11 protein-coding genes are annotated in these 12,191 nt (G+C 31.7%); all 11 read left to right on the forward strand.

The features are described from left to right. The first annotated feature begins 15 nt into the window (after positions 1-15). The gene (locus ACXAG4_RS04800; RefSeq protein WP_475294934.1) at positions 16-2,793 is read left to right on the forward strand and encodes a PD-(D/E)XK nuclease family protein; all 2,778 of its coding nucleotides are present in this window, start codon (positions 16-18) and stop codon (positions 2,791-2,793) included. Next, positions 2,783-3,625: an alpha/beta hydrolase family protein gene (locus ACXAG4_RS04805; protein WP_475294935.1), complete on the forward strand. Its 843-nt coding sequence runs from the start codon at positions 2,783-2,785 to the stop codon at positions 3,623-3,625. The genes ACXAG4_RS04800 and ACXAG4_RS04805 overlap by 11 nt, the downstream gene beginning before the upstream one ends. Positions 3,626-3,713: 88 nt before the next feature. Next, complete coding sequence (locus tag ACXAG4_RS04810) at positions 3,714-4,526, forward strand: SDR family oxidoreductase (protein WP_475294936.1); 813 nt, start codon at positions 3,714-3,716, stop codon at positions 4,524-4,526. A 12-nt stretch (positions 4,527-4,538) separates the two neighbouring features. After that, positions 4,539-5,705, forward strand: coding sequence for a mannonate dehydratase (gene uxuA, locus ACXAG4_RS04815; RefSeq protein WP_475294937.1), 1,167 nt, complete (start codon positions 4,539-4,541; stop codon positions 5,703-5,705). After that, complete coding sequence (gene uxaC, locus ACXAG4_RS04820) at positions 5,702-7,111, forward strand: glucuronate isomerase (protein ID WP_475294938.1); 1,410 nt, start codon at positions 5,702-5,704, stop codon at positions 7,109-7,111. Before uxuA ends, uxaC begins: the two co-directional genes overlap by 4 nt. A 68-nt stretch (positions 7,112-7,179) precedes the next feature. Beyond that, on the forward strand, positions 7,180-8,154 hold the full coding sequence (locus ACXAG4_RS04825) for a TRAP transporter substrate-binding protein (RefSeq protein WP_475294939.1): 975 nt from the start codon (positions 7,180-7,182) through the stop codon (positions 8,152-8,154). A gap of 4 nt (positions 8,155-8,158) precedes the next feature. Next, positions 8,159-8,650: a TRAP transporter small permease gene (locus tag ACXAG4_RS04830; protein WP_475294940.1), complete on the forward strand. Its 492-nt coding sequence runs from the start codon at positions 8,159-8,161 to the stop codon at positions 8,648-8,650. Between the two features lie 3 nt (positions 8,651-8,653). After that, positions 8,654-9,958 (forward strand): TRAP transporter large permease, encoded by a 1,305-nt coding sequence (locus ACXAG4_RS04835; protein ID WP_475294941.1) that lies wholly within the window; start codon positions 8,654-8,656, stop codon positions 9,956-9,958. Between the two features lie 93 nt (positions 9,959-10,051). After that, positions 10,052-10,615: a TetR/AcrR family transcriptional regulator gene (locus ACXAG4_RS04840; protein ID WP_475294942.1), complete on the forward strand. Its 564-nt coding sequence runs from the start codon at positions 10,052-10,054 to the stop codon at positions 10,613-10,615. 60 nt (positions 10,616-10,675) lie between these two features. Continuing rightward, positions 10,676-11,245: a carboxymuconolactone decarboxylase family protein gene (locus ACXAG4_RS04845; RefSeq protein WP_475294943.1), complete on the forward strand. Its 570-nt coding sequence runs from the start codon at positions 10,676-10,678 to the stop codon at positions 11,243-11,245. 165 nt (positions 11,246-11,410) lie between these two features. Next, entirely contained in the window at positions 11,411-12,094 is a 684-nt protein-coding gene (locus ACXAG4_RS04850; protein ID WP_475294944.1) for a haloacid dehalogenase type II, read from the forward strand. Positions 12,095-12,191 lie beyond the last annotated feature (97 nt).

The raw sequence follows: 12,191 nt of genomic DNA on the forward strand, positions 1-12,191 counted from the left end.
TTTTATTTTTATGCAATGACTAGTTTTATTTTTGATGTTTTAAAAGACCTTCAAAGTCAAAGCATAACAATTTCAAACCTTACCTTTATACTGCCAAGTAAAAGGGCTGGCCTGTTTTTAAAACACCAACTGGCTAAAGTTAATAACCAAAACTTTTTTGCACCCACAATACTTAGTATTGAAACCTTTGTTGAAGATCTTTCAGGAATAAAAAACATTGGTAATACAGAGTTTTTATTTGAATTTTACAACACCTACAAAGCATTAACACCTCAAAAAGAAACAGATAGCTTTGATGCCTTTTCTAAATGGGCGCAAATTTTACTTCAAGATTTTAATGAAATAGATAGGTATCTTATTCCGCAGAAAAAAATATTTAATTATTTAGCGGCCATAAAAGAAATTGAAGAAAACCACTGGTCTTTAGAAAAAAATCAAACAGATTTTATAAAAAACTATCTCAACTTTTGGAATAAACTGCCTGAATATTACACCCATTTTACCAAAAGACTTTTAGATAAAAATATAGGCTATCAAGGTTTAATTTACAGAGAAGCAACAGCCAGTTTGCAAAATTACATACAAAACAACCCAAATACAAAACATGTATTTTTAGGTTTTAATGCTTTAAATACTGCCGAAACAACCATAATACAAACCCTTTTAAAAACAAATTTAGCCAAAGTTTATTGGGATATTGATAATACCTTTTTTAATAACCCAAAACATGATGCAGCACTTTTTACAAGACATCATAAAAAAAACTGGTCGTACTTTGAAAACCATCCTTTTAATTGGATTACAAATAACTACACTAAAAACAAAAACATTAACATATATGGGGTTCCAAAAAGTATAGGGCAAGCAAAACATATTGGTTCATTACTAAAAAACATACAAAAGGAACATAAAACGTTAACAAATACCGCAGTTGTTTTAGGAGACGAAAACTTACTAATACCAACACTAAATGCCTTGCCAGAAAACATTGAGGCGCTAAATGTAACCATGGGGTTTCCGTTAAAATCAATTCCTTTAGCTACACTTTTTGAAACACTTTTTAGAATTCACAAAACAACACCAAATACCTTTTACTACAAAGACATTACAAGTGTTATTTCGCACCAGTTTATATGGCCTTTATTTAATACTGAAGATTCTAACAACGCCTCAAAAATAATAGACACCATAAAAACAAATAATTTGGTGTACTTAACAGTGCGTAAGCTTAAAGAAGTTGCTAAAACATCAAGTGCTATAATTGATATATTATTTAGCAATTGGAACAACAATACTGAAACGGTTTTAAATAATTGTTCACAACTTATTTTAAATATTAAAAATTATCTAGATACAGATAAAACCGCCAACTTATTACCGTTAGAATATCTGTTTCGTTTTAACCAATTATTTAATGAGTTAACAAGGCTAAACAACACCTATAAACACATTAAAGATGTGGCCGCTTTACATAGTGTTTACAAAGAACTTTTAGCATCAGAAACCTTAGATTTTCAAGGAGAACCTTTACAAGGTTTACAGGTAATGGGTATGTTAGAATCACGCGTTTTAGATTTTGAAACCGTTATTATAAGTGGCGTAAACGAGGGTATTTTACCATCAGGAAAAAGCAACAATTCTTTTATTCCGTTTGATGTTAAAATTGAAAACAAACTACCAACATACAAAGAAAAAGATGCCGTTTACACCTATCATTTTTATAGATTATTACAACGTGCAAAAAACGTATATATACTTTATAACACAGAAGCTGATGTTTTAACAGGCGGTGAAAAAAGTCGTTTTATAATCCAGCTTGAGCACGAGGGTATTCACAATATAAATCATAAAATTATTGCACCAAAAGTGCCTGCTATTAAAAAGGAATTACAAGTTGTTGAAAAAAATGATGATGTTATTTCAAGCTTAAAAAAGGTAGCAGAAAAAGGGTTTTCGCCATCATCATTAACCAATTATATTAGAAACCCTATTGATTTTTATTACCAAAAAGTTTTAAAAATTGATGAATTTATTGATGTTGAAGAAACTGTGGCCGCCAACACACTTGGTACCGTTGTTCACAATACTTTAGAAGATTTTTACAAACCATTAGAAGGGCAATTTTTAACGGTTGAAATTATTGAAAACTTAAAAAAAAGCATCAACAAAACCGTAAAACATCATTTTAACGATGTTTACAAAGAAGGTGATATTACAACGGGCAAAAACCTTATTGTTTTTGAAATTGCTAAACGTTATGTTATAAACTTTTTAAATTTTGAAATTAAAGAACTTAAAGCTGGTAACACCATAAAAATAATAGCAATTGAAGCTAATAATAATGCCGTTTTTAATGTGCCTGAATTAGATTTCCCAATAAAACTTACCGGAAAAGTTGATAGGGTAGATAACTACAACGGCACTACAAGAATTATAGATTACAAAACCGGAAAAGTAGAACAACGAGATGTTGAAATTGTTAATTGGGAAGACCTCACTACAGATTATAAAAAGTACAGCAAAAGTTTCCAGGTGCTTACTTATGCTTTAATGATGCAACAATCGGGGTTGCTTAATCTGCCTGTTGAAGCTGGTATTATTTCATTTAAAAATTTAAGTGTTGGTTTTATAAAATTTGCTAAAAAAGACAAACCAAGCGCTAGAACAAAAGAATATTTAATAACCCAAGACACTATTAATAGCTTTAGTGCAGAATTGAAACATCTTATTTTAGAAATTTGTAACATAAATATACCTTTTACTGAAAAAGAAATACCAACTAATGATTACTAAACACAACTTTGTAATTCCTGGAAGCCAAAATAAACCTATTGTTATAGATGTTACTTATTTAAATAATAACACCCCAAAACCCATTGTTATTTTTTGTCACGGCTACAAAGGCTTTAAAGATTGGGGTGCGTGGAATTTAATGGCCGAATCTTTTGCCGGTTCTGGATTTTGCTTTGTAAAATTCAACTTTTCACATAATGGCGGTACTATTGAACAACCAATTGATTTCCCCGATTTAGAAGCCTTTGGAAATAACAACTACACAAAAGAGTTAGATGATTTACAACACGTTATTAATTGGTGTTTTGAAAACAACACCATAAACAAAATTGGTGATGTTAATAACATAAATTTAATAGGACATAGCCGTGGTGGTGCCATTATTTCTATAACTGCTTTTGAAGATTCTAGAATTAAAAAAGCCATTAGTTTAGCAGGTGTTTCTAATTTATTGGCTAGATCTGTAACCAATTCTGGTATTGAAAACTGGAAAAAAACAGGTGTAAAGTATGTAATAAATGGGCGTACAAAACAAAAAATGCCGCATTATTATCAGTTTTATTTAGATACCATTAATAATAAAGAACGTTTAAACGTTGAAAAAGCAGTTTCAAATCTTAAAATACCATACTTAATTATTCATGGTGAAAATGATACGAGTATTTTAATAGATGAAGCTAAAAATCTTCATAAATGGCAACCAAAAAGTAGTTTGGTAATTATTAAAAATGCCAACCATGTGTTTAACGCTAGCCACCCTTGGCAAGAAAATAGTATGCCTCTTCAATTACAAGAAGCAGCAACCAAAATGGTTAATTTTATTAAGCAATAACTAATTTTCAACACGCTAAAAATTATATACACTTTAATTTTTATATATTTGCGTGTACGCACACGAAAAATTAAATTAAGCTAAAAATATGTCGCTTTTCAACATACAAAATAAAGTAATAATAATAACTGGTGGCTCTGGAGCTCTTGGTGGTAGTATGGCAAATTACCTACTTACACAAGGTGCTAAAATTGCAATTCTTGGACAAACACCAGCAAAAGTAACTTCAAAAATTGAAGAATTAAAAGCCATAAATGATAATGTTTTAGGGTTTACAGGAAGTGTTTTAGATAAAAACTTTCTTGAAAACGTAAAAGAAGAAATTTTAAACATTTGGGGGCAAATTGATGTTTTAATTAATGGTGCTGGTGGCAACATGCCTGGTGCAACCATTGGAGAAGATCAAACTATTTTCGATCTTAAAATGGACGACTTCAGAAAAGTATCTGAACTTAATTTAGATGGCACTGTCCTACCCTCTATAATCTTTGGTGAAACCATGGCAAAACAAGGTACAGGTAGCATTATAAATATATCCTCCATGGCAGCGCAAAGTGTTATTACGCGGGTTGCTGGTTATTCGGCTTCAAAAGCGGCTATTGATAATTTTACTAAATGGATGGCTGTAGAATTAGGTTTAAAATTTGGTGAAGGTCTGCGGGTAAACGCCATTGCTCCAGGCTTTTTTATTGGCGCTCAAAATAAAAAATTATTAACTAATGAAGATGGAAGTTATACCAAAAGAGGCGAAACTATAATTAAAAACACACCAATGAAACGTTTTGGTGAAGCCGAAGAACTAAACGGAGCAATTCATTATTTATGCGCCGAAGCTTCAAAATTTGTAACTGGAACCATATTACCAATTGATGGCGGATTTAGCGCCTTTAGTGGTGTATAAAATTTATAAAAAATGGAACAAACTTTTAGATGGTTTGGTAGTAACGATCCTGTAAAATTATCATACATAAAACAAGCTGGAGCCACAGGCATTGTAACAGCTTTACACCAAACACCTAATGGTGAAATTTGGGATATTGAAACCATAAACAGTGTAAAAAACACTATTGAAAAAGCGGGTTTAACATGGTCTTTTATTGAAAGTATTCCCATTCATGAAAACATAAAATTACAAACTGGCAATTATTTACAACGCATAGAAAACTACAAACAAAGTTTAATAAATATTGCCAAATGTGGTGTTAAAAATGTGTGTTACAACTTTATGCCCGTACTAGATTGGACCAGAACACATTTACACTGGAAACTTGATAACGGTGCTACCGCTTTACGATTTGATAAAATTGATATGGCTGTTTTTGAGTGTCACATTATGGAACTTAATGATGCTGAAAACCGATACTCAAAAGATATTATTGAAAAAGCACATGAACGCTTTTCCTTAATGACATCTTTTGAAAAACAACGTTTAGAAGATAGTGTGTTAAAAGGATTACCAGGAACTGTTGATGATTTAACCATTCCTGTTTTTAAAGACATGATTGCACAATATAACAACATGTCTCACCAAGATTTAAAATCTAATTTATCTTATTTTTTAAATGAAATTATTCCTTTAGCTGAAGAGTTAGGTATTAAAATGGCCATTCATCCAGATGATCCGCCAATAGACATTATGGGATTACCTAGAATTATAAAATCTGAAAGTGATTTAGATGATTTGGTTGGGTTTATAAATTCGCATTCAAACGGCATTACATTTTGTACAGGCTCGTTAGGCGCAAATCCCGATAATGATTTGCCAAAAATGATAAAAAAATTCAAAAATAACATTCATTTTCTTCACCTTAGAAATGTAAAACGTGAAGCTGATGGAAGTTTTTATGAAGACAATCATTTAGAGGGTTCGTCTAACATGTATGCCATTGTAAAAGCCATAAAAGACATTGAAAAAGAACGAAATATTGAATTACCAATGAGACCCGATCATGGGCACCAAATGTTAAACGATTTAGATACGCAAAGCACCTATTCTGGCTATACTGCAATAGGCAGATTAAAAGGGTTGGCAGAATTACGTGGTTTAGAATTAGGAATTAGCAAAAGCCTTGATTTATGAGCATTATAAAAGCTAAAAACTTTATTACCGATAATTTTTTATTGCAATCTAAAACAGCCGAAACACTGTACCATGAGTACGCAAAAAAAATGCCTATTATTGATTATCACAATCATTTATCGGCTAAAGAAATTGCAGAAAATAAGCCTGTTAAAAATATTACTGAAGCTTGGTTAAAATATGACCATTATAAGTGGCGTGGTATGCGTGCTAATGGTATTGAAGAATATTACATTTCAGGTGAAGCATCTTCAGAAGAAAAATTTTTAAAATGGGCAGAAACAGTGCCTAACACATTGAGAAACCCATTGTTTCATTGGACGCAACTAGAGCTGAAACGGTATTTTGATATAGACGATATTTTACAACCAAATAATGCTTTAGAAATTTATAACAAAGCAAATAAAATTTTAGAAGACAAAACACCTGCGCAACTTTTACAAGACATGAATGTTGAAGTGGTGTGCACTACCGATGACCCAACCGATGATTTAAAATACCATCAACAAATAGCTAAAAGTAATTTTTTTACCAAGGTTTATCCAACTTTTAGACCTGATGCTTTGTTTTTTATAGGCGAAGACAACTTCAAAAACTATCTAGATAGACTAGAGAACTGTGTCGATTTTAAAATTAATAGCTACCAAACACTTTTGCTGGCTATTGATAAGCGCATTGACTTTTTTAATGATAATGGCTGTAAACTATCAGATTATGGTATTAGTGGCGCATTTTCGTTTGTTAGATTTACTGAAAATGAAGTTATTGCCATCTTTAAAAAACAATTAAACGGCGAAACTTTATCTGAAACTGATATAAAAAAGTACCGCTCTAGCTTATTAGTTTACCTAGGAAAAAAGTATCATGAAAAAGGTTGGGTACAACAACTTCATTTAGGCGTAATTAGAGATAATAATGCACGCTTAAAAAATCTTGTTGGTTCTGATGCTGGTTGCGATTCTATTGCCGATTACCCCATTATTGACGGTTTATCAAAATTTTTAAACACCCTAGACAGCTCCAATCAACTCACAAAAACCATAACGTATAATTTAAACCCAGCACAAAACGAAGCTTTTGCCACCATGATGGGTAATTTTAACTCTAATGGTATTGCTGGTAAAATGCAATGGGGCGCCGCTTGGTGGTTTTTAGACCAAAAAGATGGCATTGAAAAGCAAATTAATGTGCTTTCAAACATGGGGTTGTTAAGCAAGTTTATTGGTATGCTAACAGATAGCAGAAGCTTTTTATCAATACCAAGGCACGAATATTTTAGGCGTATATTGTGTAATATTATGGCCGAAGATTTAAAAAATGATTTGTTACCAAACGATATTGAATATCTTGGTAACATGATAAAAAACATATGTTATACTAATTCTAAGGTTTATTTCAATTTTTAATTGAAACACACAAATACAATCGATTGTATTTTTTATATTTGTGATAACCACTTAAACTAACATAAAACATGAACTACAAGTTCCTTTTAGTACTATTGCTGTCTTTAGGTTTCATGTCATGTAATCAAAATGCAGACAAAAAGGTGCTTTACTTGGCGCATACTTTGCCACAAACTCACCCAGTTCACAAGGGTATTGTGGCGTTTCAACAAGCATTAGCAAAAAAATCTAAAGGTAGTTTAACTATTAAAATTTTTCCCGATGGGCAACTAGGTTCAGAGCGTGAAGTAGTTGAATTACTTCAAATTGGTAGTGTAGCAATTACAAAAGTAAGCGCCGCAACAATGTCTAACTTTGTGCCAGATTACCATGTATTTGGCATTCCGTATTTGTTTAAAGACAAACAGCATATGTTTGAAACTTTAGAAGGCCCAATTGGTAAAGCTGTTTTACAAAAAGGCGAACAATTTTGGTTACGTGGTTTATGTTATTATGATGCCGGTAGCCGCAGTTTTTACACAGCTAACAAAGCAATTAGAACACCTCAAGATTTAAAAGGCTTAAAAATTAGGGTTATGAACAACCAAATGGCCATAAATATGGTAAATGCCTTAGGCGGGTCTGCAACACCTATGGCTTATGGCGAGTTATACACCGCAATACAACAAGGTGTGGTTGATGGTGCAGAAAATAATCCGCCTTCATTTGTATCATCAAACCATTATGAAATTAGTAAGTATTATACCTTAGATGAACATTCATCAGTACCAGATGTACTTTTAATTGGCACAAAACAATGGGAAAAATTATCTGAAGAAGAAAAAACTTGGGTACAAGATGCAGCCAATGAATCTGCGCAGGCACAAAAACAATTCTGGAAAGCTTCTGTTGAAGAAAGTATGAAAATAGCCAAAGATGCTGGTGTTGAAATTATAATTCCTGAAAAATCATTGTTTTCAGAACAATCTAAATCTGTTTTAGAAGCGTTTCAAAAAGAACACCCAGAATTGGCCGATATTGTTAACAAGATAAAATCTAACTAAACATATGAAAACTAAAAAAACACTATTTGATCGCGTGGTTAGGTTTATGGAAGTTTTCTTAATAATTATTTTTGCGCTTTTAGTATTTGATGTATTATTTCAAGTGTTTTCAAGATACGTATTAAAAGGGTCTTTTACTTGGACCGAAGAACTTGCCAGATTTTCACTTATATGGATGTCTATTCTTGGAGCCGCCTATTTAAATGCCAAAAGAGAGCATCTGTCTATGGATTTTCTCTATCAAAAATTTTCAGATAGTAATAAAAAGAAAGCTGCCATAGCTATTGAATTTCTAATTTTTATGTTTGCACTAATTGTAATGGTTATTGGTGGCTTCAACCTTGTTTATACTACTTTACATCTAGGGCAATTATCAGGAACACTTCGTATTCCTTTAGGCTATATTTATGCCATTTTACCGTTTAGCGGACTATTAATTATGTGGTTTTCGGTATATCACATTTCAAAAATTTCAAAAAATCAAATAAAACTATAAGCTATGAGCATTGAAGTAATAAGTATTATTGTATTGTTTGCTAGTTTCTTTTTTCTGTTACTATTAAAAGTTCCGGTGGCGTATAGTATTGGTATTTCTACAACATTAAGTTTACTGTTAAACATTGATAAAATGCCAGGTATAACAACCATTGCCCAACGCATGACAACGGGTATTGATAGTTTTGCACTTTTGGCCATTCCGTTTTTTGTTTTAGCTGGCGAAATAATGAAACAAGGTGGTATAGCCAATAGGCTTATTAATTTTGCAAAATCCTTAGTGGCTAGTCTTCCAGGAGGATTAGCATATGTTAATGTTTTGGCTTCCATGTTATTTGGAGCAATTTCGGGTTCTGCTGTGGCTGCAACATCGGCAATTGGTAGTATTATGACAGATAGAATGGAAGAAGAAGGCTACCCAAGAGCTTTTAGTGCTTCGGTTAATATTACATCTTCAACAACAGGTTTATTAATTCCACCTAGTAATATTTTAATTGTTTATGCTTTAGCTAGTGGTGGTGCAGCATCTGTTGCCGCATTATTTATTGCGGGCTATTTACCCGGTATTTTGCTTGGTTTGGCCATTATTGGTTACATTGTTTTTGTGGCTGTAAAACGAAAATTTATTAGAGGACAAAGAGCAAGCTTAAAAGAAGTTTGGAGCCATTTTACAAAAGCATTTTTTAGCTTACTTATGCTTGTTATAGTTGTTGGCGGTATTGTTGCAGGTGTTTTTACTGCTACAGAGGCATCTGTAATTGCGGTACTTTATGCCGCTGTACTAGCACTAATTTATAAAGATATTACAGTAAAAAGCTTCCCAAACATTCTATTAAACAGTGCCAAAACAACAGCTGTAGTCATGTTTTTAATTTGTACATCTATGGCAATGAGTTGGTTATTTTCTTTTGAAGGTATACCTGCGTTAATGAGTAATTTTCTGTTAGAACAATTTAGCAGTAAGTTTGCCATTTTTTTAGTTATAAACCTTACACTACTTGTTATTGGAACGTTTATGGATATGACACCTGCTGTACTTATATTCACACCAATTTTCTTACCTGTGGTGATGGCTTTGGGTATGGATCCTGTGCATTTTGGTATTGTATTAGTGCTTAACCTTTGTATTGGTTTATGTACACCACCCGTTGGTACTATTTTATTTGTGGGTAGTGGTATTGCTAAAGTTTCGGTGTCTCAGGTGGTAAAACCGCTATTGCCTTTTTTACTTATAATGATAATAGTTCTTATGCTAATTACATATATTCCTGAAATATCAATGTGGTTACCAAGACTTTTCGGATTGTAAAATCAATTTAAATGTAACTTAAATGCAAAAATGATGTTAAAAGTTTTTTTGTTTCTAACCAATCGTTTAGTTTTGTAAAGTATTTAAATAACAATGGCTAGAAGAAAACAATATAATGAGGAAGAAGTATTAGAAAAAGCAATGCGTTTATTTTGGCGTAATGGTTATGAAAATACATCTATGCAAATGCTAGAAAATGAAATGGGCATTAATAAGTTTTCTATTTATTCTAGTTTTGGTAGTAAACACGGCTTATTTCAGCAAACACTAAAAAATTATAAAAAGAAGAGAAAAAATATTTTCGATAAATTAAAAACCTCAACCAAAGGCGTTGAAGCTATAAAAGATTTTTTTTATGATTCTGTTGATGTGTGCTATGAAGAAGGAAACGTTAAAGGCTGTTTAATTACAAATACCTACAATGAATTTTCGTTTATTGATGATGAAGTTATTAAAACTGATGTACTTCAGTTTATGGATAATTTAAAAGCTATGTTTATTGAAAAACTAAAAACAGATACAAAAAAAGACGAAGACACCATAATAAAACAAGCCAACTTTCTTGTATTGGCAAAACACGGTTTAGCCGCAGCCACCAGAGTGAATAGCAATAAAGAAATAGCAGATTATATTGAATTAACATTTAAAAACATATAAAACATTTTTTTTAACCAATAACTAAACAATCATTTAGTTATTTAACATAAATTTAAAATTATGAGTACAACAAGTAACGTAGAAACATTAACAATTCACACTATTGAAACTGCACCTGAAAAAAGTAAAAGTTTATTAGAAAAATCTCAAAATGCATATGGTTATGTGCCTAATTTACATGGTGTTTTAGCTGAGTCTCCAGAATTATTAGAGGCATACCAAAATTTGCATGAATTGTTTACAAACACATCATTTAACAACGATGAATTAACAGTAGTATGGCAAACTATAAACGTTGAGCACGCTTGCCACTATTGTGTGCCTGCACATACAGCAATTGCAAAAGCTATGAAAGTTGATGATGCCATTATTGAGGCTTTAAGAAATCAAACAACTTTACCTACTGAAAAGCTACAAGTTTTACATAAAACAACTTTAGCATTAACACAAAACAGAGGTTATATTTCAAATGAAGAAAAAGAAAAATTCTTTGCAGTTGGTTATACCGATAAACAACTTCTAGAAATTATTTTAGGGCTTGCTCAAAAAGTAATTAGTAACTATACAAATCATATTGCTGAAACAGCCGTAGATGCTCCTTTTCAAAAATTTGCATGGAGCAAAAAATAATTAAAATATTATCTATAAACACTAGGCAAAATTGCCTAGTGTTTTTTTTAAACTAAAAATATTTTCATTTAAACTATTTAAGTAATAGATACAATAAGTTGCAAAATGTAATTACATTAGTATTGCTTTAGCCGTTTCGCTTTACTATAATAAAAAGAAAAAACCATGACAGTAAGACCAAAAGTTTTATTTTTTGATGTAAATGAAACACTTTTAGATTTATCAAGCATTAAACCAATTATTGCTAATAAATTAGGAGGCAACCAAGAATTGTTGTCCATTTGGTTTACAACTATGCTACAATATTCATTGGTTACTAGTGCAAGTGGTCAATATTTTTCTTTTTCTGATATTGGCGCAGCAACACTACAAATGATAGCATCAAATAATGACATTTCAATTTCTGAATTTGATGCAAAAAAAACAGTTACTAATGCCCTACAATCATTACACGCGCATACTGATGTAAAACCTGCGCTAACAGCATTAAAAAATAATAATTATAAGCTTGTGGCCTTTACAAACTCATCTACAGAAGGTGTGAAAAATCAGTTTGAAAACGCCAATTTATCATTATATTTTGATGATGTATTAAGTGTTGAAGGTATTAAAAAATTTAAGCCATTTACAGATGCTTACACTTGGGCTTCAAAAAAAATAGGTGTAAAACCAACAGAAAGCATGCTAATTGCAGCCCATGGCTGGGATGTAGCCGGAGCACTTTGGGCAAATTGGAGAGCTGCTTTTATTAGCAGGCCAGGGCAACAACTGTATCCTTTAGCAAAAACACCAGAGTTTATAAAACCAGATTTGTTAGCATTAAGTAAATCACTAATTAAACTAAAATAAAAAAAGCTCCCTATTTAGAAAGCTTTTTTTATTTGTGGAGAAGACGGGAATATAACTTTAGTGCATATGTATGTTAATTTTGCTTTCAACAAAAAAA

It is taken from the genome of Seonamhaeicola sp. ABD4_175, assembly GCF_056160885.1.